This is a genomic window from Fodinisporobacter ferrooxydans, from assembly GCF_022818495.1.
GTDB classification, from domain to species: domain Bacteria; phylum Bacillota; class Bacilli; order Tumebacillales; family MYW30-H2; genus Fodinisporobacter; species Fodinisporobacter ferrooxydans.
Map to the genome: position 1 here is coordinate 3,995,883 of NZ_CP089291.1, position 24,986 is coordinate 4,020,868.

General features: G+C 44.4%; 26 protein-coding genes and 1 pseudogene. 12 read left to right on the top strand and 15 right to left on the bottom strand.

Translation table 11 applies throughout. The annotated features are described in order from the left end of the window. The first annotated feature begins 9 nt into the window (after positions 1–9). Positions 10–999 (top strand): inorganic phosphate transporter, encoded by a 990-nt coding sequence (locus tag LSG31_RS19180; RefSeq protein WP_347436644.1) that lies wholly within the window; start codon positions 10–12, stop codon positions 997–999. A 231-nt stretch (positions 1,000–1,230) separates the two neighbouring features. Here the strand turns inward: LSG31_RS19180 and LSG31_RS19185 are convergent, their stop codons facing one another. Next, positions 1,231–1,506, bottom strand: a complete 276-nt coding sequence (locus LSG31_RS19185) for a hypothetical protein (RefSeq protein WP_347436645.1) — start codon at positions 1,504–1,506, stop codon at positions 1,231–1,233. A gap of 235 nt (positions 1,507–1,741) precedes the next feature. On the opposite strand from LSG31_RS19185, the gene LSG31_RS19190 reads away from it, so the two are divergent. Then, positions 1,742–2,422: a sulfite oxidase-like oxidoreductase gene (locus tag LSG31_RS19190; protein ID WP_347436646.1), complete on the top strand. Its 681-nt coding sequence runs from the start codon at positions 1,742–1,744 to the stop codon at positions 2,420–2,422. 89 nt (positions 2,423–2,511) lie between these two features. Here the strand turns inward: LSG31_RS19190 and LSG31_RS19195 are convergent. Then, positions 2,512–2,745: pseudogene (locus LSG31_RS19195) on the bottom strand (acyl-CoA dehydrogenase family protein); the annotation flags it as partial. A 142-nt stretch (positions 2,746–2,887) separates the two neighbouring features. Between LSG31_RS19195 and LSG31_RS19200 the strand changes: the two are divergent. Continuing rightward, complete coding sequence (locus LSG31_RS19200) at positions 2,888–4,510, top strand: long-chain fatty acid--CoA ligase (RefSeq protein ID WP_347436647.1); 1,623 nt, start codon at positions 2,888–2,890, stop codon at positions 4,508–4,510. Positions 4,511–4,658: 148 nt separating this feature from the next. Here LSG31_RS19200 and mnmA read toward each other — a convergent pair whose 3' ends face one another. The 3 genes from mnmA to LSG31_RS19215 all read right to left on the bottom strand — a co-directional run bounded on the left by mnmA (position 4,659) and on the right by LSG31_RS19215 (position 7,822). After that, on the bottom strand, positions 4,659–5,747 hold the full coding sequence (gene mnmA, locus LSG31_RS19205; RefSeq protein ID WP_347436648.1) for a tRNA 2-thiouridine(34) synthase MnmA: 1,089 nt from the start codon (positions 5,745–5,747) through the stop codon (positions 4,659–4,661). Next, a complete protein-coding gene (locus LSG31_RS19210) occupies positions 5,747–6,127 on the bottom strand; it encodes a DUF423 domain-containing protein (protein ID WP_347439568.1) in 381 nt (126 codons plus the stop codon). The genes mnmA and LSG31_RS19210 overlap by 1 nt, the downstream gene beginning before the upstream one ends. A gap of 210 nt (positions 6,128–6,337) precedes the next feature. Beyond that, positions 6,338–7,822: a putative bifunctional diguanylate cyclase/phosphodiesterase gene (locus tag LSG31_RS19215; protein ID WP_347436649.1), complete on the bottom strand. Its 1,485-nt coding sequence runs from the start codon at positions 7,820–7,822 to the stop codon at positions 6,338–6,340. A 306-nt stretch (positions 7,823–8,128) separates the two neighbouring features. On the opposite strand from LSG31_RS19215, the gene LSG31_RS19220 reads away from it, so the two are divergent. From LSG31_RS19220 to LSG31_RS19240, 5 genes are all read left to right on the top strand, one after another. Continuing rightward, entirely contained in the window at positions 8,129–8,371 is a 243-nt protein-coding gene (locus LSG31_RS19220) for an HAD hydrolase-like protein (protein WP_347436650.1), read from the top strand. A 28-nt stretch (positions 8,372–8,399) separates the two neighbouring features. After that, positions 8,400–8,834, top strand: coding sequence for an NfeD family protein (locus LSG31_RS19225; RefSeq protein WP_347436651.1), 435 nt, complete (start codon positions 8,400–8,402; stop codon positions 8,832–8,834). Positions 8,835–8,863: 29 nt separating this feature from the next. Then, on the top strand, positions 8,864–9,796 hold the full coding sequence (locus LSG31_RS19230; protein ID WP_347436652.1) for an SPFH domain-containing protein: 933 nt from the start codon (positions 8,864–8,866) through the stop codon (positions 9,794–9,796). 215 nt (positions 9,797–10,011) lie between these two features. After that, on the top strand, positions 10,012–11,220 hold the full coding sequence (locus LSG31_RS19235) for a cation:proton antiporter (protein ID WP_347436653.1): 1,209 nt from the start codon (positions 10,012–10,014) through the stop codon (positions 11,218–11,220). Between the two features lie 337 nt (positions 11,221–11,557). Further along, positions 11,558–11,749, top strand: a complete 192-nt coding sequence (locus LSG31_RS19240) for an aspartyl-phosphate phosphatase Spo0E family protein (RefSeq protein ID WP_347436654.1) — start codon at positions 11,558–11,560, stop codon at positions 11,747–11,749. A 65-nt stretch (positions 11,750–11,814) separates the two neighbouring features. Here LSG31_RS19240 and LSG31_RS19245 read toward each other — a convergent pair whose 3' ends face one another. Further along, positions 11,815–12,885, bottom strand: coding sequence for a gluzincin family metallopeptidase (locus LSG31_RS19245; RefSeq protein WP_347436655.1), 1,071 nt, complete (start codon positions 12,883–12,885; stop codon positions 11,815–11,817). Between the two features lie 262 nt (positions 12,886–13,147). Here LSG31_RS19245 and LSG31_RS19250 point away from each other — a divergent pair, with 262 nt between their 5' ends. Together LSG31_RS19250 and LSG31_RS19255 are read left to right on the top strand one after the other, a co-directional pair. Then, complete coding sequence (locus LSG31_RS19250; protein ID WP_347436656.1) at positions 13,148–13,348, top strand: hypothetical protein; 201 nt, start codon at positions 13,148–13,150, stop codon at positions 13,346–13,348. 21 nt (positions 13,349–13,369) lie between these two features. Then, positions 13,370–13,930: a hypothetical protein gene (locus tag LSG31_RS19255; RefSeq protein WP_347436657.1), complete on the top strand. Its 561-nt coding sequence runs from the start codon at positions 13,370–13,372 to the stop codon at positions 13,928–13,930. 33 nt (positions 13,931–13,963) lie between these two features. On the opposite strand, the gene LSG31_RS19260 is transcribed toward LSG31_RS19255, so the two are convergent. Continuing rightward, positions 13,964–15,412: an NAD(P)/FAD-dependent oxidoreductase gene (locus LSG31_RS19260; protein WP_430734213.1), complete on the bottom strand. Its 1,449-nt coding sequence runs from the start codon at positions 15,410–15,412 to the stop codon at positions 13,964–13,966. 275 nt (positions 15,413–15,687) lie between these two features. On the opposite strand from LSG31_RS19260, the gene LSG31_RS19265 reads away from it, so the two are divergent. Next, positions 15,688–16,077: a hypothetical protein gene (locus LSG31_RS19265; protein ID WP_347436659.1), complete on the top strand. Its 390-nt coding sequence runs from the start codon at positions 15,688–15,690 to the stop codon at positions 16,075–16,077. 146 nt (positions 16,078–16,223) lie between these two features. Here the strand turns inward: LSG31_RS19265 and LSG31_RS19270 are convergent, their stop codons facing one another. From LSG31_RS19270 to LSG31_RS19295, 6 genes are all read right to left on the bottom strand, one after another. Next, positions 16,224–16,511: an alpha/beta-type small acid-soluble spore protein gene (locus tag LSG31_RS19270; protein WP_347436660.1), complete on the bottom strand. Its 288-nt coding sequence runs from the start codon at positions 16,509–16,511 to the stop codon at positions 16,224–16,226. Positions 16,512–16,643: 132 nt separating this feature from the next. Next, positions 16,644–16,886: a hypothetical protein gene (locus LSG31_RS19275; protein WP_347436661.1), complete on the bottom strand. Its 243-nt coding sequence runs from the start codon at positions 16,884–16,886 to the stop codon at positions 16,644–16,646. A gap of 431 nt (positions 16,887–17,317) precedes the next feature. Further along, positions 17,318–18,850: a monocarboxylate uptake permease MctP gene (mctP, locus tag LSG31_RS19280; RefSeq protein WP_347436662.1), complete on the bottom strand. Its 1,533-nt coding sequence runs from the start codon at positions 18,848–18,850 to the stop codon at positions 17,318–17,320. 190 nt (positions 18,851–19,040) lie between these two features. Beyond that, positions 19,041–19,250, bottom strand: a complete 210-nt coding sequence (locus tag LSG31_RS19285; protein ID WP_347436663.1) for a DUF3311 domain-containing protein — start codon at positions 19,248–19,250, stop codon at positions 19,041–19,043. Between the two features lie 174 nt (positions 19,251–19,424). Beyond that, complete coding sequence (locus LSG31_RS19290) at positions 19,425–21,209, bottom strand: ATP-binding cassette domain-containing protein (RefSeq protein ID WP_347436664.1); 1,785 nt, start codon at positions 21,207–21,209, stop codon at positions 19,425–19,427. Beyond that, a complete protein-coding gene (locus tag LSG31_RS19295) occupies positions 21,194–22,027 on the bottom strand; it encodes an ATP-binding cassette domain-containing protein (RefSeq protein WP_347436665.1) in 834 nt (277 codons plus the stop codon). Before LSG31_RS19295 ends, LSG31_RS19290 begins: the two co-directional genes overlap by 16 nt. 194 nt (positions 22,028–22,221) lie before the next feature. Between LSG31_RS19295 and LSG31_RS19300 the strand changes: the two genes are divergently transcribed. Next, on the top strand, positions 22,222–22,815 hold the full coding sequence (locus tag LSG31_RS19300) for a biotin transporter BioY (protein WP_347436666.1): 594 nt from the start codon (positions 22,222–22,224) through the stop codon (positions 22,813–22,815). A gap of 200 nt (positions 22,816–23,015) precedes the next feature. Here LSG31_RS19300 and csaA read toward each other — a convergent pair whose 3' ends face one another. Then, positions 23,016–23,348: a chaperone CsaA gene (gene csaA / locus LSG31_RS19305; RefSeq protein ID WP_347436667.1), complete on the bottom strand. Its 333-nt coding sequence runs from the start codon at positions 23,346–23,348 to the stop codon at positions 23,016–23,018. Positions 23,349–23,441: 93 nt separating this feature from the next. Next, positions 23,442–24,980, bottom strand: coding sequence for an NAD(P)H-hydrate dehydratase (locus LSG31_RS19310; protein WP_347436668.1), 1,539 nt, complete (start codon positions 24,978–24,980; stop codon positions 23,442–23,444). Positions 24,981–24,986: the final 6 nt, after the last annotated feature.

Consider the following 24,986-nt stretch of genomic DNA (forward strand, 5'->3'; position numbering starts at 1 on the left):
GGGGATCGTATGATTACACTGATTTTAATCATTGTTGTGCTCGGCCTATTTTTTGATTTTAGCAATGGATTTCACGATACGGCAAACGCAATTGCCACTTCTTTATCGACAAAGGCTCTGACGCCCAGAACAGCCATCATACTTGCCGCTCTCTTAAACTTGTTAGGCGCACTCATGTTTTCCGGTGTCGCGAAAACAATTGGCGGAAGTATCGCAGATCCTCTAAAAATACATAATGGCATGATCGTCGTCCTGGCCGCTCTCATTTCTGCTATTGCCTGGAACCTGATTACCTGGTACTTCGGTATCCCAAGTTCGTCTTCCCACGCATTAATCGGTTCTCTTGCCGGCGCGGTAATTTCGGCAGCAGGCGTACAAGCTGTCAATTTTGCAGGCTTTATATCCATTATCGAATATCTGATTGTATCCCCGATTATCGCTTTTATCGTAGGATACATTTTAATGAATATTTTGCAGATGGCATTCGCCAATTTTCCTCCGCGCAAAGTAAACAAGATTTTCCGCAGCTTGCAAGTGCTCTCTGCCGCATTTCAAGCGTTTTCGCATGGTACAAACGATGCGCAAAAAACGATGGGAATCATTACGTTCGCTCTTGTTGCAGGTGGTTTTCAGCACGATTTGAGCATCCCTCTCTGGGTCAAAGTACTGGCTGCCGTAGCGATGGGGTTAGGGACTTCCGTTGGCGGCTGGAGAATTATCCAGACAGTCGGCACGAAAATTATGAAATTGGAGCCCATCAATGGTTTTTCGGCAGACTTGTCCTCGTCCTTGGTAATCATTATTTCTACACTTTTGCACCGCCCTTTAAGCACCACACATGTGATTTCTTCATCGATTATGGGCGTAGGCACGGCAAAAGGCTTGCGCGCTGTAAAATGGGGGATGGCCGGCAGGATTGTCATCGCATGGGTGATAACATTGCCGATCACCGCCATATTGGCTGGCTTTGTATACAAACTATGCGCCGCTTTTCAATAAAGTCTTGCGGTACTCGGATGAAGGAGTTTTTAAATCCAGAAAAATGGATGAAATCGTGTAAGCAAAGAATCGAAGGCGTCAAAATGATAGTCAAAATGATAGTCAGAATGATTGCAGAATGATTGCAGAATGATAAAGGAAAGCTGCTCTTATACAAGGAGTTCACACAAATGTGAACTCCTTCTTTCGGAGCTGATTTCTCTGCTGCAAGCACATACCAGAAAGAACTTGCTACCACCAAAACCAAGGTGAAAATGCTGCAAGCGCCAAAAATGGTAAAAAGAAAAATGGCCAAAACGCTTCTTCCGCCTGCAAGGAATCCGGTCGGTCGGCCGTTTGCGCTTCAACCATTCCTTGTGCGCTGCTTGTTTGCACCATCCGGGCATTTCTTAAAACAATTCCATCCGGACGGATTTCATGTAATATGCCTGTGTGCATTCCATAGGAAGAATGAACAACAATCGGACGGCCAAGATAGGGTTGAAAATGTCCAGCAGTGAGAGCCATATCGCATCCTCCCTTCATACATATCTTCGTTATACTTTATGTGCAGGGAAAGATAGGAGCCATCAGCATGTATCTATTTTTCATAAACTCGCTCGATTTTTATATGTAATGTGACAGAAGAAATCCGCAATATCTCCATGATTGATCGTTCCACACTTTCCCTTTACAATAAATATGTATCAAGCAAGTACCAGCGGACACTCGAAACCGCTGTACATTCATAGGGGGTACATACATGACAAAACATTTAAAAGATCGAATCCCGCCCGGTCAATTCCTGACGGAAAAATTTCCGGTTCTGCATGCAGGCGATGTACCAAACGTAGATTTGGCTGCATGGAATTTTAAAATATCCGGTCTCGTTGAAAAAGAAATCATTCTCGACTGGAATCGCTTTCTGGCACTGCCCCAATCCCGCATCCTTTGCGACATCCATTGTGTTACCACTTGGTCCAGGCTTGACAACGTCTGGGACGGTGTGCTGTTTCGAGATCTGATGAAGCTCGCCAATGTGTCGCCAGCGGCAAAATTCGTTTTGATTCATGCAGAAGAGGGTTGGACGACAAACCTGCCTCTTGAAGATTTATTAGGAGATCACGTACTGTTTGCCCATTCCCATGACGGAAAGCCGTTGACACCCCAACATGGCTGGCCGTTACGGCTGGTAGTGCCACATCTTTATTTTTGGAAAAGCGCAAAATGGGTGCGCGGCATTGAATTTTTGGATCACGATGTTCCCGGTTTTTGGGAAGAACGGGGGTATCATCTCTATGCGGATCCTTGGACGGAACAACGATTTCGAGACGATCCGGAATGGTATGATACCGGGGTGAATTCAGAGGAATATTACCGCACCATAAAAGCTCGTGTCCGGGAAGAAATGAGACGCCGCAAAAACAGCCAGCCAGCCGAGTAAAGCCGGGGGAAAATGGGCGGTCGTTTCTTTCCGGCGCAATCAGCATTGGTAAGAACGACCGCCAGTTGTGAACAAGCATCCGATTACAGCTCCAATTCTTCGTTGATAATAACCGAATACGCCCAATCGGCGCCCGCACCTCCATATGTTTCATCCACATCCGGACATAAGTACCCCTGTTCTTCCAACTTGCGCCAAAATGATCTTGGGATTTCTCTCGTTTCTTCCCATGTATCATAGTAAGGAACGGCTTCTTTTTCCAAGAATTTTCGAAACGTATTTCGAAACATTTTATGTTCATTTTTGAAATAAAAATGTGACATACAACGTTCCCCCTAAACGAAATTTCCTTTATAATAAATCGTATATGAAAACCGAACGTTCGTTAGAGGATAGAGGTGTAATCTACTAAAAACATTGTATTATGATTCGATTTTCCATTCCTGTAAAGCGAGGAGATCTAGTATGATGCAGGTACCGTTAACATTACCATCCTTCCTTTTTCGTGCGGAAACCTTGTTTCCAAAGAAAGAAATCATCTCCCGTACGAAACATGGCATGTTTCGCTATACATACAGAGAATATGCAAAGCGCACTCGTCAATTATCCAGCATACTGCGCAAATTGGGAGTCAAACGCGGTGACCATGTCGGTACATTAGCCTGGAATGACCACAGGCACTTGGAAGCATATTTTGCAATACCATGCATGGGCGCAGTATTGCATACGATCAACTTGCGTTTATCCCGCGAACACATACGTTACATTATCAACCATGCAGGAGATAAAATTCTTATCATCGATGAAGATTTGATACCAATCATCGAATCCATGCAATCCGAGTTGCCAACCGTTGACGCGTATATCATATTATCCGATCTTGACACAATTCCTGCAACTACATTGCATCCCGTTTATTCCTATGAAGCATTGCTGAAAGAGGGAGATCCTGATTTTCTATATCCGGATGATCTTGATGAAAACGCTCCCTTAGGAATGTGCTATACGTCTGCAACGACCGGCAATCCAAAAGGCGTCATCTATTCCCATCGCGGCATATACCTGCACAGCATGTGTTTGGGCCTCGTAGATTCGTGTGGAATTTCCGAAACGGATTCAATTCTTCCCGTAGTGCCGATGTTTCATGTAAACGCTTGGGGAATGCCTTTTGCTTCCGTCTGGTTTGGTGCTCGGCAAGTATTGCCGGGGCCGGCGCCTACGCCAACGATTCTGGTCGAATTAATTGCCCGTGAACATGTAACCGTCGCTGCCGGAGTTCCAACCGTTTGGCTCGGTGTGGCACAAGTATTGGAACAAACAAACGCTGATATTTCCAGTTTACGCGCGATCCTGTGCGGAGGTTCCGCTGCTCCCCGGGCATTAATCGAAACATTTGAACAAAAATTCGGTATTCCTTTTATACATGCATACGGAATGACAGAAACAACGCCAGTCGCTCTTGTATCCCGTTTAAAATCCTATCATCAAACATTGACAGATTCACAAAAACTGGATATCCGTTCCAAACAAGGATTGTTGGTTCCAGGGATCGAAATGAAAATCCTCGGAAAATCCGGTGCAGTCAAATGGGACGGCCAAGAGATGGGAGAGCTATGCTTCCGCGGAAACTGGATTGCCGATGCATATTATCAAGATGATCGAAGCCAAGATGCCTTTGTGGATGGGTGGCTGCATACCGGGGATATAGGAACGATCGATGAAGAAGGCTATGTAAAGATCATGGATCGGACAAAAGATCTGGTCAAAAGCGGCGGTGAATGGATATCGACTGTCGAGCTGGAAAATACGCTCATGGCACATCCGGCCGTCTTCGAAGCAGCCGTTATTGGCATCCCCCACCCCAAATGGCAAGAGCGTCCCATTGCTTGTGTGGTTTTAAAAGAAGGCTTCAAAAATAAAGTAGAGAAACTAGAATTGCTGAATGTTTTGCAAGGAAAATTTGCAAAATGGTGGATTCCCGACGATGTACTTTTCCTTGAGGAAATCCCGAAAACGTCCGTCGGGAAATTTTTAAAACGCGCATTGCGGGATCAGCTTCGACAGTACTACGACAATTCTGCGGAGTAAACAAGTCTGACGGAGTACAGAGAATACAGAGCAAACGATTGAAGCCGATCAAGCAAAGCACAACTCCACTGTCGGCATGGTAGTTCCATGCGGCAGCGGAGTTGTGCTTTTTGTCCACTTGCTTGTAAAAACTCCTGCAAAAAACTCTTTATTGATCGATACGATCAATGGTACCGCCGCCAAGACAAAGCTCGCCTTGATACAGTACGACAGCTTGTCCCGGTGTAATCGCTTTTTGCTTCTTGTCAAACCGTATTATACAAGTCTGGTCCGGGTTGACTGTGACATGTACACCCTGATCCGCCTGCCGATACCGAAACTTGGCAGTACAGGCGAATTCCGCTGCGGGCGGTTTTCCGCTGACCCAATTGAAGTCTGTGGCAAACAATCCATCCGAATACAAGCTGGGGTGATCCTCCCCGCGTTCGACATACAGGATATTATGTTTCAGGTCTTTTGTGACGACAAACCAGGGTTCTCCTGCCCCGCCGAGACCCAATCCTTTTCTTTGGCCTAATGTATAATACATGAGTCCGTCATGCTTGCCGACGACTTCCCCTGCCAACGTGCGAATTTCCCCCGGCTGTGCAGGCAAGTAATGACTTAAAAACTCTTTAAAATCCCGTTCGCCGATAAAACAAATCCCCGTACTGTCTTTTTTATGTGCTGTTGCGAGATTTGCCTGTGCTGCCAGCTCGCGGACTTGCGGTTTGCTGAGATGCCCGATCGGAAACAGTGTTTTGGATAACTGGTGCTGTCCCAACTGATTCAAGAAATACGTCTGATCTTTATTGGCATCTGCCCCCCGAATCAACACATATTCACCATTTCGTTCGGCGACTTGTGCATAATGCCCTGTTGCAATATAGTCAGCTTCGATATCGAGGGCAAAGTTTAGAAATTCCTTAAATTTGATTTCTTTATTGCACATCACATCCGGATTTGGTGTTCTGCCTTTTTTGTATTCATCCAGAAAATACTGAAAGACTCGCTCCATATACTGTTTTTCAAAATTGACCGTATAATAAGGAATGCCAATCTGCTCACATACTTTTCTCACATCGTGAAAATCTTCCGTGGCAGAGCAGTATCCCGTATCATCTGTGTCATCCCAATTTTTCATGAAAACTCCGACGACATCATACCCTTGCTGCTTCAACAGCCACGCTGTCACAGATGAGTCGACACCCCCGGACATACCGACGACAACGCGTGTTTCTTGCGGATTGCGATTCATTATGCCCCTCCTTTAAGAGCAGCGACTGCAAGACATATCCAGCCGATTAAAAACGCAACACCGCCAAAGGGTGTAATGATTCCAAGCATCCGAATGCCAGTAATGCTCAATGCATAGAGGCTGCCGGAAAAAAGCAGGATGCCTGCAAATAGTGACCAGCCGGACCAACCGATCCACACTCCGGCATGCGGGAACTTATCTGCGAACAAAGCCACAAGCAACAATCCAAGCGCATGAATCATATGATAGTGCACACCTGTTTCAAAGACGTTCAGCATGTCGGCCGATAGTTTTGATTTTAAAATATGCGCACCAAACGCACCAAAAGCGACACCCAAAAATAATAGCAAGCTGCCTAGTACAATAAATGTTTTATCCATATGTTCTCTATGTTCTCTCCTTATCGAATCGGTTCCGCCTGTCTCCACACGGCCAAAACCGTCTGTCATTTTTTAAACTGCTTTTTATTAAAACTCCATTGTTTTATTTTACGCGTTTTACTTTATAATGCAAACAATATGCAAATACAGCCTTCCACCCGGCTCGGCAAAGGCTGTCATCCATATACCAGTGATTTTCATTGTACATGATCAGGCAATGATTTCCTTTGAAGATTCCAGAAGCTTTGTAAACTCTTCCGCTTTTAACGGCTTGCTAAAATAATATCCTTGCATATCGTCACAATTGCGCATGCGCAAGAACTCCAGCTGGCCTTCTGTCTCCACACCTTCCGCAATCACTTTTAATTTCATATGGTGTGCCAACGAAATGACAGCCGTCACAATCGCCGCATCATCCGGATCTGTCGCGATATCTTGAACAAACGACTGATCAATTTTCAAGCTGTTGATCGGAAACCGTTTCAAATAATTCAAGGAAGAATAGCCGGTGCCGAAATCATCAATGGATATATGAATCCCGATGGCTTGCAACTGCTGTAAAATCGAAACAGTAAATTCCATGTTCTGCATTAAAATGCTCTCTGTCACTTCGACTTCCAGCCAACGCGGCTCCAAACCCGTCTCTGCCAAAATCTTCGAAATCACTTCGACCAGATTCTTTTTCTGAAACTGCCGGGCGGATAAATTGACGGCAACCCGAAGAGGCGGAAATCCTGCATCCTGCCAATCCTTGTTTTGTTTGCAGGCCATCCGCAAGACCCATTCGCCAATGGGAACGATGAGGCCTGATTCTTCCGCAATGGGGATAAATTTCGCCGGTGAAATCATTCCCAATTTCCCATGGTTCCAACGCAGCAATGCTTCCATGCCGATCACCTGATTCGTCTTGATATCCACTTTCGGCTGGTAACTCAAGAAAAACTCTTCTTTTTTTAAAGCGTTACGAAGACTGTTTTCCAATTCCATCCGTTCGGCGACATTTTCACTTAGGGATGCGGAATAAAACTGATAATTGTTCTTTCCTTGCGTCTTTACCTGATACATCGCCGTTTCCGCATATTGCAGCAATTGTTCGGCTGTTTCGCCATCAAATGGAAAGCGGCTGATCCCGATGCTTGCCGTGATATAAAGTTCATGACCTTCAATTAAAAAGGGCAGGGAAAGCAAGTCGAGGATCGTTTGTGCGATCGAGCTTCCATATTTGGAATCATTCGTGTTCTTTAAAAAAAAGACAAATTCATCGCCGCCGTGTCTGGACACCGTTTCGCCGATGCTTTCAAGAGATGTCAGGCGCTTCGCCACTGCCTGCAATAGCATGTTGGCAACCTTGCGGCCAAGAGAATCGTTGACATTTTTAAAGCGGTCTATATTCAGGTAAAAAATGGCACATTTTGAATCTTTGCTTGCAGTATCTGACAATTCCTGCTGCAAATGTTGATAAAACAAATGTTTGCCAGGCAATCCAGTCAGTGGATCATACTGCTCAATTGTTCCTTCTTTATGTCGATCGAAAAACGAATAGACCACACCTGTACCGACAGCTGAAATCAAAATTGCTGCAAGAATTTCCGAAAATATAGAAGATACAATTCGTGTGACACCCAATAGTACGAAACAAACGGCCAAATGAATCACATAGATTGTAGTCAATTTTATAGTTGTCTGCCGATTCAAAATATGCACCTCATGATTTTCGATACGTTTTTAAATTCTGTTTCAACACTATTCGACAGCATTTCACAATTTTCCTGCAAAAATTTCACTGATTATAGAAATTATTGGCTCAGCTATAAATTTGCTGGAAATATTTCCGAGTATTGCAACATATTTTTTCGTATTACGCCTGATTAAAGAAATTCTGATTGAATTTGTTGCCCAATTCGCTAACCGCAGCGAACGCTCCAGCTTTGGCAAGCGGGAAATATATTGTGCCAACCTGACTTCAATGAATGCGAATATGGTAAGATAGATACAATACTCTTGCATCGAAAAGGAGACTGGAATGACTACTTTCAATACGTATTACATGCCTTTCCAACGATTGCAGCAAAGAACGTTGTCATGATTGGCGACCGAAAATTTGATATCCTGGGTGCATCCGAATTGGGAATCCACTCCATTGCAGTCGCTTATGGGTATGGCCCGATTGCTGAATTAGAGGCAGCGAAGCCTACTTGTCTTGTGAAAACAGTAGCTGATTTGCACGGGCAGTTAGTCAGATGATTTTAAAAACTGGGGAGGCTTTTCCGCCATGTGGATGATATGGCTTTCTCTTTCCGGGTTATTTGTTCTATTGGAAATGCATCTTGGAACGTTTTATATGCTCCTGCTTTCCATTGCAGGCGTATGTTCCATGTTTAGTTCCTTATTCACCGGATCGATTCTTATCCAAACGGTTTTATTTTGTATCATTGCATTCCTTGAGTATGTATTTTTACTGCCCTATATTCGAAAGTGGCGAATCTTTTCGAACAATGAGCAAGAAGCGGTTGCGATCACCCCACAGGACCTCGTAAATAAAACCGGCTTTGTCGTCCGCGATATCCTGCCCGGATCCGGAGGCTTGGTAAAAATCGATTCGGAGCTCTGGACCGCAATGGCGGAGGAATCGATTCCCGCTGGTTCGAAAGTGATCGTTGAAAGCGTTCATGTAACAAAAGTAATTGTTAAACCGTCCATAGAGTGAAGGTACATTCCGCTAGGAGGTTGAATCATATGGCAGGCTTAATCGTAGGTATCATTCTTCTGATTTTGATCATCTTCTTGATTGCAAAAGGCATTCGCATCATCCCTCAACAAACAGTAGCGATTGTCGAACGCCTAGGCAAGTTTTACAAAGTGTTGAACCCTGGTGTCAACGTGATCATTCCCGTCATTGATGCGGTACGCATTCGTCATGATTTGCGAATGCAGCAAGAAGTTGTGCCATCCCAATCGGTGATTACACGGGACAACGTGGCAGTGGGAGTTGAGTTGGCGACATTTTTCACCGTCGTCGACCCCAAATTGGCGACATACGGAATTGCCAACTACGTGCAAGGGATTCATAATATTGTCGCTTCTGCTTTGCGTGCGACTATCGGAAAGCTGGAATTGGATGAAATTCTATCGAATCGGGATCGGATTCAGGCGGATTTGCGGCAATCTCTTGATGACGCATCGGAAAAATGGGGTGTACGTATCGATCGGGTAGAGATCCTGCAATTGGACATACCCAACGATATTCAAAATTCCATGGAAAAGCAAATGCGGGCAGAACGGGAAAAGCGGGCCAGCATTTTGCAGGCGGAAGGGGAAAAGCAAGCAATCGTGTTGCGTGCAGAAGCACAGCGTTCGGCAGTCGTATTAGCGGCAGAAGCAGAAAAACAACGACAAATCCTGGAAGCAGAAGCAAATCAAAAATCGCAAGAATTGCAGGCATTAGGCCGGGCACAAGCGATTCGGCATGTGGCGGAAGCGGAAAAAGCCCGTATTGAAGCATTGCGGGCGGCCGGTCTTGACGAAAAAGTGCTTGCCTATAAATCTTTTGAGGCGCTCTCCGATATGGCAAACGGCCAAGCATCCACCATTTTTCTGCCTACAGATGTTGTCAAGACACTTGGATCGGTTGGGGCCATCGCAAAGGTATTTGAAGAAAGCAAAAAATAATCAATCGAGAAAGTTAGCAAGCGTGAAGACGCAAAGATAAGAAGCATGAAACCGCCTCTTTCCAGGGATATTTCCCACAAAAAAAGGCGGTTTTTTTTGTTGCCTGTCAGATACGGGAATTCCCTCCCGATCCGCCACATATACTACAACATGTTGTCCAATCTCGACTTTGTACATGTGTAATAGATTACGATTTTTCATTCGGAGGATACCCTATGGCTTGGCAGAATTCTCTTGTTCCGTTATTTTGGATTCTATTTCTGTCCTTTTGCTTTCAATTTCTTGCTTCCAAACTTCCGCTATTAAAAATTCCTACGGTAATCGCCTATATTTTTTTGGGGATGATTCTCAACAACAGCGGTTTTCTGTCATTTTCTACTTCCGATTTACACTGGCTAAATGGAATCAGCCATTTCGGATTGTTTTATCTCATGTTTTTATCCGGATTGGAGGTGGACGTGAAAATGTTTGACATACGTTCCGATTCGGGCAGAACTGACACACATGACGGAAAACCTTTGGTCATCGGCTGCATGATGTTCGTTTCTACCGCTTTTTTATCATACCTAATTGCAAGAATTGTGCAACAGATGGATCCGCATGTACAAGCATGGATGATGATGCTGATTCTATCAACAACTTCCTTAGGAATCATTTTGCCGGTCTTAAAAGAAATGAAGCTTATTCGCTCACAGTATGGACAAACTTTATTGACTGCAGCTTTTCTTGCGGATTTGTTGACAATGCTGGCCATCTCCATTGCAGCCGATATTTATCAAAGCGGCTGGCACATTCGCCAACTCTATGTCGGTTTGTTGCTTCCCTTTTTTATTATACTCTATTTGATGATCCAGCGAATCCGCCAAACATCTTTATGGGACAAGTATATAACTCCGAACCCGACAGTAAAAATCCAAGCATCTCTGGCATTGTTGGGATTGTTCGGCATTGTAACAGACTTCGTCGGCGCCGAATCGCTCTTGGGCAGTTTTTTAGCAGGAATTTTATTTTCCTGTTTTCGATTGGGTGAACATAACCGCTTACGGATCCAGCTTGAACTGATCGGCTACAGTTTTTTAATCCCCATATTTTTCATTATGGTCGGCATGCAGTTTCATCTGCGAGCATTTTTGCATGACTCTGCCGCTCTTTCCTGGATCCCGTTTCTGCTTTTGTCAGCATACGCAGTGAAATTTTTACCGACCTTGTGGTTTGGACGTTTTTTTGGATTTCGAAATGTAGTCGCAGGTGGTGTCCTTTTATCTTCCCGTTTGACACTGGTAATTGTCGCATGTTCGATTGGACTTCATTTAGGAATTGTCTCAACAACCATCTATGAAGCAATGATTATTGTCGCGATTCTGACTTGCACCCTATCTCCCATTGCGTTTGTCATGCTGCAAAAAACATTTACAAGCGAATAAGATTGCCGGCATGATTAACGATGGGATTGATAGACGATCGCTTTTGATGCGTTTTTTATATAGTCAAGCTGTATCTGCTGTTTGACTATTTTCATCATATCATAAAAAATCTCATGCGGTTCATATGGAAGAATTACATGGAATTTTTGTATTTATCGGAAACAAATTCCTCTCTGTGTCCGCTTTCATTTCAAATTACGACAAAATTCCATTCAATTATCATTTGTAAGCAATTTCATTAAAATAATTGTCGATAAATATACATTGCCCGATTTTAAAATTGGTCGTATACTGTCAATTGTTGATGGAAACTGAAAATGTTGGAGGATTTTAGGAGATGGAAGAAGTGGTTTTGGAACATGTTGTGGAATCATTACGAGTGTATATGATGGAATTGGCCAATCAAACACATGATCTTGGCGATGCGAAAGTCATTGCCGTCAGCCAGATGTTAGATGTCTGTATTGTTAAACTACAACGGATGAAAATGACACAGTTTCAACACAACAAATACCACTTCGCTCATTAAAATCCTTGAAATAAACAAGCAGGTAGCACAGCCACCTGCTTGTTTATTTCTAATAGGATCCATATTTACATTTGACCATTGTCGAGTTTTTGATAATAACTTTTCTCATAATCCGCTTTGGACATTTTATAGTGGCTAAAAAAACTCTGATCTACGCCGTATTTCGGGATATCGTTGAGAAACGATTGAAATGTTTGGCTTCCATATGTTTGCAGCAAATGACGTACAGCCAAATAATCTTCCCACTCCACATTATAACCAGCCTGCAAAATATCAGTTTCGCTTGCGGTCAATGGCAGCAATTGCCCTTGAGCCGCTGCTTGCTGCAACTGCTGATCGTACATTCCAAACTCATTTTGCACAACTTGCGATGACAATTTTGCTTGTGCAAGCAATCCGTCATGCCAAGCGATTCCTTCATTGATCCAGGTCGGCAAAACATCGCCCAGCCGCTTTTGATTGATCACTACATGTGTCAATTCATGCGTAAGCACGTTTGCCAAATCCGATTCATCTTGCAAATTGTATAAAGGAATCCAAATATCGGAGCCAACTGTCAACCCACCTGTTTCCGAAACGATATTCGGCAACTGATTTTGCCGAATTCCTGCTTGCAGCAAAGCATTTCCATAGGAATCCTGACTGGAAAACAAGACGATATGTGTTTTTCCTGCCGGGCTCGCCCCAATCGTTTGCGTAAGGATGGGGATGGAAATGGTTTTAACGAGATTAGCAGCGGCTTTTAATTGCGTATTTGTTACATTTCGATCGCCGGCAGACAGTTGGATTCCGCCAACCGCGATCTGACGATTCAGGTGCTGCCGCGGCAAACGGTGAATACCTGCACGACGAACAACCGTCTGATCAAGCAGTTGTTTGTTCAGCAGATTCGCATCATTAAATATTTGATTCATCTGTTGCAAAACATTTGTAAGATCCGGTTGATTGGATTGAAACAATTGATCGATCGAAGACATGTCTCGCAGCAATTGTCGCTCCAGTTGTTGAACACCTGAATCTGCCTGCACATGTACGTTTGACACATATGTGTCATGCAACGAGTTTGAGGTTTGAAGCGTAGAATGTCCAAATACTGGAGTGAGTGTCAGTAAACCTGTCAGCAGAATCCCTTTCATATTCCTCTCCCCTATGCCTGCATTTGAAACAATACCTGATCGAGTACGCATACACGAACAAGGTTATTACGTATTATAACAAGATTCCTAGAAGTTGCGAGCAATTCCGCCATTTTTCCTAATTTTTTTCACATAATTTTATAGAAACCTGGAAATTGTAAAAAGGGATACGCCAACAGGATTTTTCAGTCATGATCGGACATTTCCTTCATGACAATCATTGAAATCATTCGAAAAACCATTGGAATCAGGAGAGATGCAGATGAAACAACAGTTGTCGGCACGAGAATTACTTGCACAAATCAAACAGTTGCAAAAAAATGGTGAATCCTTACATATAGAGGAAGTTAAATATTCTCATCCAAAGCTTTTAGAACAGGCACTCGCCTATTACCCGACCTGGGAAGACGCCGTAAAGATGACAGCCATGGAATCAGGGCTCAATCTGCATGCAAACGACTAAACATGTTGGCATATATACACAATGTTTGATCCGACCATTTTTGATAATTTGAAAATTGTACTGGAAGGAGAATTATATGATCAGGAACGGAATGGCATGATTCATTTGCTTGGCAGGAATGATTGGCTTGATCTGGCAAGTTTCCGTCGATCATTCCAAATGCAAATGTTCTATGTCAGTTTGCCGGAGATTCAAATCTCGATTCATCTTTCCAGCGAATTAAAAGACTTTGCCACAGAGCTTCTGAAAGCCGTTGCGGATGAACGACCTGGCTGTATCATGCAAGTGATATTGCAAATGGACAATTGCGTCTTGGATGAAGCCAAGCTTGCATGTACACATCAATCGTTTCTCGCCCAATGGGAATATTCTGTCCACATTCAATATAAAACCATTACATGCTACCCTTCGATTGTCGCAACAGATCACTCACATTCCGACCAACTGCTCCATCCGCATACCGGATCGGTGATCGAATTGACATTTATGCAAAAAATCAACGAATCGCACATAGACGAATTCTCCGCATTAATCGAGACAATCCGGGATATCGCATCGTATGTAAAGAGCCATTGGCTATAGCAAATGGCTCTAGCCAATGGCATGAATCATCCATTACGATTGCTTTGAACAAATATGCCTCGCCACATGGATTCCTGCTGCAGAAGCTTGCGCCAATCCGCGAGTAATCCCAGCTCCGTCCCCAACGGTAAACAATCCTTGAATGTCCGTTTCAAACTTGTCGTTCAGTCGAGGTCTCGCACTATAAAATTTCGCTTCTACGCCATAAAACAACGTATGTTCTGAAGCAATGCCAGGTGTAACTTTGTCGAGGGCATCCATCATTTCAATCAAGGACTTCATCGTATTGTATGGCAACACAAGTCCAATGTCTCCCGGTACTGCTTCCTTGAGAGTGGGCTCAATAAATCCTTCCTGCAATCGCTTTACCGTGGATCGGCGACCTTTCAGAATGTCCCCATATTTCTGAACGATTACAGATCCATTTGATAAATCATTGGCACGGCGGCTAATCTCTTTGGCGTATTCAATCGGCTTGTCAAATGGCTCTGTGAACGTATGGGAGACGAGCAATGCAAAATTCGTATTTTTGCTTCCCAATGCCGGATCCTTATAGGAGTGGCCATTTGCAGTCATGACGCCGGAGTGGTTTTCAACGACAACGTGGCCGCTCGGATTGGAACAGAATGTTCTGACTCTTGTCCCCACGCTCGTATTAAAAATAAATTTCGCTTCATACAGATGTTTGTTGATCTCTTGCATAATGACATCGGATGTTTCGACACGTACTCCGATGTCTACTTGGTTATTAAACATGCTTACGCCGTATCGCTTTAACATTTTGGCCAACCATTCGGAACCATCACGGCCTGGGCCAATAATGACGGAATCCGCAAACACTTCTTCGCCGTTTTTCAAGCGTACACCTGTAATCCGGTAGTTTGGACGTTTGTCATTTGTACCTTCTATTGTCTCTACGATCAAGTCCTCCACATATGTGCGGAAACGAAACTCCATTTTATTTTCTAATGTTTCGTAGATATTTTTCAAAATTTTTATATTTTCTTCCGTACCCAAATGGCGAACGCGGGCTTTCAACAATTTAAGTCCGGCTGCAGCCGCCTGCCGTTCAATCTGCGCCACTTCATGTGTGGTAGGGTCTGTAATCACATCTGTCGCGCCATGAGCCAGATTGATCGAGTCTGCATATTCGATCAGCTCTAAAACCCGGGAAGGTGCCAGAAAATCGGTCATCCAGCCGCCAAATTCTGTCGTCAGGTTAAATTTTCCGTCACTATATGCACCGGCCCCACCCCAACCTGCTGTAATCGAACAGGCCGGCAAACATCCTGCATATTCTTTTTTCTTTGTTGCCGGGGGACATTTCTCAATTTTTTCTTCAAGAATCGGGCAATTTCTATGTTTTATATCATGGCCTTTGTCAATCAATACTACTTTCAATTCCGGTTTTAGCTTCGTCAATTCATAAGCAGCAAATATACCGCTGGGTCCGGCACCGACGATCACAACATCATACCGCATTGTGTTCATCTCCTTATAATGTTCGTATTTAATCCACTATTTCCCCTTTATAAATTCTAACAGTCGAAATATGCAAAGTCAAATACGAACTTTATGTATTTATACAATTAAATCATTCGTATTTACTCAAAAAGAAAAATAAAATCCTATAGTTTTGATTATGTCAACAGGAATATCCACTGGATATTTTATAATTTTCTATTATAATGGACAGAGTGGTCTTTTTAATGAATACATGCATGGTGAAAAATTATATACATGAAAAGGAGAAACTTATGAAAGCATCCAATGCGTTTGTAAAAATTCTTTTAACAGCCGTTATGGTCATTGGCATCGTCGCAGTCATTCTTCTGCAAGTGCTTCAAGACCCTGTGCGGAAACAGAACGATCCACTCGTCGTTACAGAAAATTTTGTGCATTATATTGAACTTGGACAGTATGATAAAGCAAACCAGCTTTCTGCACCGACTTTACAAAATCAACCGCAATGGATCAACGCACTGCGTCAATTAAATTTGAGTCTTGAGCCAAATGCCGTCATGTTTAAAAACCTTGGACAAACAGGTACGCAAGCAAAAATTCAATTTTATTCCCAGCCGGCATATGTATTATCGTTGACAAATGACAACGGTAAATGGTATGTTGCCGGACCAAGCGCTCAATAAGCAGTCGACGTTCTATTTTAAAGTTATAATCCAGGAGATGGAACGATTAACATTTACGCACCGCAACAACAAAAAAAACTCTGGGGAGAACCACAAAGAACGTGCAATTCTCCCCAGAGTTTTTAAATTTTCACAGCATATATTCTTTATTTTTGTTCCGGTTTGTTCAATCGCTCTTGTGCCATTCGGATCATTTCGCGCACCATGGCGCCTCCGATATGACCGCCCACTTGCCCGACTTGTTTGCTGCTTAATTCGCCATTGTATTCTGTATTCAATGGTACACCAAGTTCTTTTGCGACTTCGTATTTTACTTGATCGGGCCGATCCTTCCGTACCGGATATCCTTGCTGCTTCATCACCTGAATTTTTAATTGATCGAGTCCCGATTCAGCACCACGGATCAAGGGCCGTTTCGAATGTCTCTTGCTCATGCAATCACCTATCAATCGGATATGATGTATCGCAACCGACTTTGCAGCGTTTGCGACGACAAACTCTTGTTGTACATAGTGTGGGCAGTTGCTTTATAAACATGCATACGATTGTGGTTATCCTATACAATCTCAGATCAACAGTTGAACTTCCTGATCTTTATATAGCCGGTTTATAAATCTATCAATGATTTGATCTTGCTCAATCATTTGTTTTGGGTTAGGAATATCAGAAAAATAAACAATGCGCGAAATCGAATGTGTTTCTGGATCAACCAGCAATGAAATATCTACTGTATTTAAAACCATTCGCTCGTTTTCGTTGAGCAGTTTTTTGGAAAAATAGTCATAATCAATGCCAAACATTTTATCCATTTGGAATCACTCCCTCATCTGTGCAGTCTTCACATGATATCGTTTGATCTATTTGTGATATTTTTCACATTGTTTCGAAAATAAACATCTTATATGAATCCACCATGACCGTTCCAGTCTGGATGATCATCTCCCTATCGAAATCGATAATCTCTTGAGATTGAATTCCTTCTGTCATTTATTATCTGCATTCACGCATGTTTCGACGAGAGCCATTTCTTCTATTTTTTGTATCGTCTTTTTGAATCATTCGGTCACACAAATGGACTGCTCCAAAAAGACTAAACGTATGTGATTCAACATTTTCAAAAACATTCTTTCATGAAAATGGGATGCGGTTCATTGCCGAACAACCGCATCCCATGATGTATCCTCGAAAAGCCTCCGCAACCAAGAGTTTTTGAGAATTTTTCCTTTGACTGATCGCTACATTACCCTTGAATGGTCTCTGATGAAAAATGATAATCATGCGGTGCTGTAGCATCCGAGCCATGCTTGACTCCGATCGCACGGAAGACGGGTGTCAGCACGACAGCAAGCGCCAAATTAATAATGACCGCGTAAATCGCAGCATATGCAGGAATCACAGAACCACCCAAATGCAATGGATAGATGGAATTAAAGTTTTGTGAAACAGCCATATACGTTCCTGTAATCATTCCAACAAGCCAGCCGACGATCAGTGCATGGCGATGCAGCCAGTTGGTATACAATCCGATAAATACAGCCGGCAATGTCTGCAGAATCCAAATTCCGCCTAACAGCTGCAAGTTGATTGCGTATTCCTTTGGCAAGAAGATGATGAAGAACAACGCTCCGACCTTGACAAGCAAGGAGACAAGTTTTGCTACACTCGATTCTTGATGTGCCGTACAATTGGGATTGATATATTCTTTATATACATTGCGTGTAAACAGGTTGGAAGCTGCAATCGACATAATGGCTGCCGGAACCAACGCACCGATGGCAATGGCAGCAAAAGCAAAACCTGTAAACCAATCCGGGAACATTTTCAAGAACAAACCTGGAACCGCATCGTTCGGAGTTTTCGGATGAACTCCTGCCGCAATCGCCATATAGCCAAGCAAGGAAATGATGCCAAGCGCCAACGAGTATGCAGGCAACAAAGCGGAATTCCGCTTGATCACATTCCGGCTGCTGGAACTTAATACGCCTGTCAATGAGTGCGGGTACAGGAAAAGCGCCATGGCGGACCCAAATGCGAGCGTCGAATATGCCCAAAAACCGCTCGGCCCAATTACCAGCGCTCCGGGGGGCTTATGCTTCGGCAATTCTGCCGCCGCAGCGCTGAAAATATGGCCAAAGCCGCCGAGTTTGATAGGGATATACACGATCGCAACGATGACCGTAATATAAATCATCAAGTCTTTCACCACTGCGATCACCGCAGGCGCGCGCAAACCGCTCGTATAGGTATACACAGCCAATATTGCAAATGCGATAATCAACGGCAAATCTCCAATAATGCCGGTGCCGGTCAACCCCATGGACGCCAACACCGTTTGCATTCCTACCAACTGCAAGGCAATGTACGGCATTGTTGCCAGGATTCCCGAAAAGGCGACAAGCAATGCGAGTGTCCGGCTGCCGAAACGATCTTTCACAAAATCGGAAGCGGTAATATACCCATATTTCTTGGCCACTGACCACAAACGCGGCATCACGACGAAAATAAAGGGATAGATAATAATCGTGTAAGGAACTGCATAAAAACCGATCGCTCCTTTCCCATACATCAATGCAGGCACAGCGATAAACGTATATGCGGTGTACAAATCTCCGCCTAGCAAAAACCATGTGATCAACGTACCAAAACGCCTTCCGCCTAACCCCCACTCGTCCAACTGCCTCAAATCTCCCCTGCGCCAATTTGCCGCATAGAAGCCGAGAACTGTTACAAGGACAAAAAACAAAATGAATACGATAAGTGCTGTCCAGTTCATAATAGGCTCCCTCTCTATTTTTTATCTTTTTCCATCTCTCATTGGTTTTGTTAACCTGTGCAATTTGAAAACATGTGCAACTTTCCAGTGCTCCGAATGAATCGAAACATTCGGAAATTTCAGTTTATAAGCGGTTCAATTACGCCCGTTCCTTTTGTCGTAGCTTTACATAAACTCTTTCATCGGAAAATTACCGATTTTTAGTAGCAAAATAGACGATGCCGGTAAGAATTGCACTAATCACTACCCATAAAGATTGGTAGAAATAAAAATAGGGTATACCCCAGATGACCGGATCTTTGGAAGCGTAAAACGGCATCCATAATGTTGCGATAAACGGAATGATCAACAGCAGATGCCAAGCAGTCAGCTCTGATTTTTTTTGTTGTTGATCGTTCATACAACTCCACCCCTTTCCTCTTGTATTTTTTGAATTAAATAAAGATTAAAAATATTAAATACAGATAGATTTTGACATAAGTTTGAACTTACGTCAATGTTTTTACAAAATTCAAATATAAACATACCGGTTCCATAAGAATCCGAGCACGATTCGAAAGGTATCCCTTTTATCTTACATACGATTTGCCAACAATATGATCGTAAATATTACAATTCCCACTGCAATTGCTATCCAATCTTTTTTTTCCATTTTTAAAACAATGCCTGTTGTTCGTACGTTATTTACCGTTTTATACCCTCTCGCTTCCATTGCTTCCGAAAATCCTTCCGCCACTTTCATGACGGAAAGCAGGAATGGAATGGTTACAACGGGAACATCCCGCAGCCGCAAACTTCCTGATTGGCGTTGTGCCGATTTTCCCCGTGCCCGGGCGATCCTCGTAAACCGCTCCAACTCTGCAGAAATGATCGGGATAAACCGCAGCATAAAGGAAGCGGCCAATGCAAATTCTTCCACAGGCACGTGCCACGCGGAGAGCAATGAGAGGGATTGTTTCAATCCTTGTTTGATCTTAAGCTGGCTTGTTGTTTGTACAAAGACGATCCCCAGGATCATGATCCATAGATAACGCGACAATTGCAGGCAGGAAAAAGCAGCTTGCGCAAAGGAAAAACCGGTTAATTTCAACGATTCATGCGCTTGGCCAAGATCCCATTGCAAGCCGGAAACAAGCAGGGAAACGCCCATAAAATACAAAAAAGGACGAATCATTCTCCAAACCATACGGAAATGCAAACCGGACAAGAACACCATCGACAATGCAACGATACCGGCAACACACGTCCCGATCCACGTTAGTTGCATTACGATTCCTATTGAAATCAGCACATACGACAGCCATTTCCCGCGTGGATCCAATTGCCTCATCCAATGGACATTTGTCTTCCCGCTTTCCGTGCGGTGTTTTGCGTTCGGCTGCACTTCCCGTTCCCGATTCGTTGCTTCCCGGAAGCGGGCGGAAGCGTCAGGTGAAACTGCATGGATTTGCGAATGCACCAAAGGTTTTTGCGTATCCAACTGTCGCCGCATACCCTTTCGTGGATGAATCGTTGTGCAGCCTCTCATGTTTGCAAGAATTGCATCTGCCATTTGACTCTCTGTGTAACGGGGATCAATATGAGCATATCCAATGCCCGCAAGCGCACAAGCCGCCTGCATGCTGCCGGACAAGCCAACACCTGCTTGCTGCAGCCACTCCGGATGTTTGTACAGCTGATCGATCCCCGCCTGATAAAGGAGCTTGCCTCCTTCCATGATCAACACTTCATCCGCAAAGGGAAAAAAGGTATCAAAATCGTGTGTTGCAATGACAAGTGTCCCATTCGTCCGCTGTTTCCATTGCCGCAAACCATCCAGCAGTTCAGAAATGGCTGACGGATCCAGACCTGCTGTCGGCTCGTCGAGAAACAGCCATATCGGATCTGCAGCTATCGTAGAAGCAAGCGCTACTTTGCGTTTTTGGCCGCCGCTCAAAAATAATGGACTTGCCTGCAAGAATTCCCTCGGCAACCCGATGTCCCGCATGCCGCGATCGATTCGGTCGATCCGCTCCTCCTTTGTGTATCCATAAGGACGCAACGAATATTCGAACTCTTTTTGCACTGTTCCCGCAAACAATTGTTGTTCCGGATATTGGAAAACAACGCCGATGGATGTGGCTATGGTTCGATTCAATCGATGTTTGTGCCACAACGGATGATCGAAAAAAGAAACGGCGCCCATATGCGGCTGTTTCAAACCGGCCATTACATCGATCAAAGTAGACTTTCCGGATCCTGTTTGACCGATAATCAGAACAATGGAGCCTTGGGATAATCGAAAGCCAATGTCCCGGAGAATCGGAAGCTTGAGGCTGGTATCGGCATAAACTGTAACATGCTCTAAACAGATTGACATATCGCACCACACATTTGTTGAAATTCTTCGACCGTCAACGGACCTTTGGGAATATCGATCCCTTTTTGCTGCAACAGCCGAGCCACTTGGACCACGTAAGGCGGAGGAAACCGGAATTGTTCGCACGGACTCCATTCTGTTTGATTTGACACGCCGTAAAAAAATTTTCGGGGACATCCGGAAAACTTGATCCTTCCGTCTTCCAAAACAATGACCCGATCGGCCCAGGCTAATTCTTCCATCCATTGGGTAATCCATACGATTGTACGGCCTGCTTTGTGCAACGTACGAACCACTTGCAACATTCGCTCGCGTGCCAGCGGATCCAACATGGATGTGGACTCGTCAAACAAAAATAGATTCGCACCTGTGACCAGGCAGCCGGCAATGTTTAACAATTGCTTCTGCCCGCCTGACAAGCGGGATACTTCCCAATGGATATCCATGGCAAGTCCTACTTGCTGCAATGCCTCTCTTGCACGTATTTCCATATCGTTCGGATCTACCTGGAAATTCTCCATGCTAAAACATAAATCTTCGAATATTGTCTCGCCGATCAATTGGGAATCCGGATTTTGAAAAACCATCGAAATGTGCCCCAAGTCTGCTTGTTTTGTGATCGTACCTTTGGATATCGGGCACAGACCGGCAATCACCTTTGCCAACGTGCTTTTTCCACTGCCGTTGCGTCCGGCGATCGCCAACCATTCTCCTTGTCCGATTTGCAGTCCGATCTCATGCAAGGACGTATGCAAGCCATTCCTTTGTCGGTATACCACACTTACATTTTGCAATTCAAGAATCGGATGATTATTCATAAATAAGTTCCCTCACATATTCAGAAATCGACAGTTGCGAGTGACTGCGTGTGTCAGAATTTTATTATAGTGTGCTGACTATTCTTTTACAAAATAGAATGATATGTGTATAGTATTTTTTAGAAGTTTTGTTGCATGTATCATGTGCAATATTTTAGAATGAAATATTTAATTTTTGGTAAGGAGGCTTCCGAATGAGAGAAAAGTTCACGATTCGCGGCATTATTTTCAGCGCATTATTCGCAGCTATTTTTTCCGCAGCAAGTTTTTTGAACATTCATTTGGGATTTTCACCTGTTCCCATCACATTGGAAAATCTTGTGGTCATGTTGACAGGAGCGTTTCTTGGAGCTGGATACGGCTTTTTTAGTATGCTGCTGATTGTCGTATTGACAACACTCGGTTTACCGCTGATACACGGAAGCGGCGGATTGGCACTGATTTTAGGGCCTACCGGTGGATTTATTTGGATGTATCCGATATCCGCCATGTGTATCGGTTTTATTGTAGAACGCCTCAAAAGCAAACCGATCGTCAGTTCGATTTTGATGTTTCTGTCCTTTGAAATTTTCGGCTCCCTTGTTCTCTATGTAACAGGAGTACCATGGCTTGCGCATGTTGCCGGTTTAAGCTTCGGAAAAGCGATGCTCCTAGGTTGTTATCCATATTTGCCGGGCGATGCAATCAAAGCACTGATCGCTACAAGTATCGCTGTGCCGATAAGCCAAGTGTATCCGATCCGCCGACTGATTGGAAAGCAAGACACAAATGTAGTTATCGCAAAATAAATTGGCCCAATCAATTGCTCTTGGTGTCTGTGTTTCGTTGCATTGCCGTTCAAACAAAGAAGTGTGTGCCAACCGCTGGCAAGTAGCGGGCGGTACACACTCCTTTTCGTTTTGCATGTATTTATATTGCACGCTTCATGCCACATGCAGGATATGTATTCCTACTGCAATAATCCGTGTAATGAAATATGAAATCTGCTTCAGGCAATCGAAGTACCGTTGGGAACCGGTTGGTGCGGTTTGAGCAATACTACATCGCCCTTCTCGGGTACTCCGCCTAACACCAGGACTTCCGATGGAAAACCTGCGATCCGGCGTGGCGGAAAATTGACAACTGCCACAATTTGCTGCCCGACCAATGCATCCGGTTGATATCGTTTCGTAATTTGTGCACTCGATCGTTTGACTCCAATTTCCGGACCGAAATCGATTTGCAGCTTAATGGCCGGTACTCTCGCTTCAGGAAAAGGCTCCGCATGAATAATCGTGCCAATCCGAATATCTAATATTTGAAAATCTTCAATAGTAGCCAAATCAAATACCCCTTTATTTTCATCTCGTTCCACTGTCTTTTTTCAAAAATTGTGCCAGTATTTTTTCAATTGTCAATTTTTCAAAACCTGCAACTATGCGAAAACTTGAAAAGCCTGTCCAATTTTATCAAGGATATCTCCCGCCAGCAAACTGTTCATGCCTTTCTCATGTGCAGCCAGATCCCCCGCATACCCATGTATATAGGCGCCGATACAAGCCGCTTGCGTAGCATTTAAGCCTTGCGCCAATAAACCGGTGACAAGTCCGGCAAGAATATCCCCTGTCCCGCCTGTAGCCATTCCCGGATTTCCGGTAGGATTGACAAATACTTCTCCTTCCGGTGTGGCTATCAGCGTATGCGCACCCTTTAAAATCAGCGTGACCTGGTGTTCCACGGCAAATGTTCGGGCGATCAATATCCGGTTTTCTTGAATGGCTTGGATCGGCAACTGGGCAAGCCGCGCCATTTCTCCCGGATGAGGCGTCAATACGGTTGATGAATTTCGCTTCGGCAATTGTTTAAAATCCCTCGCCAGAAGATTTAAACCGTCTGCGTCGATCACCAACGGGCCGCCCACCGACTCCCATATGTCTTTCAGCAATTGCTGCCCTCCAGGAAACTGCCCTATCCCCGGCCCAATCCCAATCGACGTCTTCCCAATGGATACGGCAAGCAGTGTATCCCTGGCTCCCTCGGTCCAATTTCCTGAACCATCATCCGGAGCTCCGACCAGCATGGCTTCCGGCAGATGTCCTGTCATTTGTCTCGCCAACGCCTCAGGCAAAGCCCATGTCAAGAGCCCACAGCCGCTGCGCAAAGCCCCGCCGGCGCAAAGGAGCCCGGCGCCGCTCATCCCCTGCGATCCGGCGATCATCAATGCATGCCCATAGGAGCCTTTGTGTGTACTTGGCTGTCTCGCCACCAAAGAAGCAATCTGCATCCGTTTTTTCAGGAAGTCAGCATTCAGAAGAAACGTTTGCAAAGCAAATGTTTTTGCTACGACATCCGGAATTCCGATCGGCACGACTTCAATCTTTCCCGCCCATTGCTTCCCCGGATATTGAACCAATCCACGTTTCAAAAATGCCAGCGCCGCTGTTTGTACAGCTTGTATGCACGGATCGTACACCTTTCCTGTATCCGCATCCAACCCGCTCGGAATATCGATTGCAACTATCGGCAAGCCGCTTCGATTGGCTTCCCGAATCATCGCTGCATAAGAACCTCGCGGCGCATCTTTGGATCCTGTTCCCAATAATGCATCGACAATCCCGTCAAACGTATGCCAATGAATGGTTTCCCGTTCATAAACAGACCATGGAATTCCAAGCTTTGTCACAATATCCCGCTGGATCGCAGCTTCCCCTTGTAAACGCTCCGGCGGCTCTGCAAACACAATATGTATCTCATACCCCGCTTCAAACAAGTGGCGGGCAACAACCAATCCGTCGCCGCCATTGTTCCCTTTGCCAACCAGAATCAGCCAATTGCATGGTACAGGATAGCTTTGCTGGATCATGCGCGCCGCTTCCCGACCGGCATTTTCCATTAACACCAATCCTGGAATTCCTAGCATATCGATGGTGTATCGGTCAATGGCCCGCATCTCAGCAGCATTCACTACATACATAGTGAG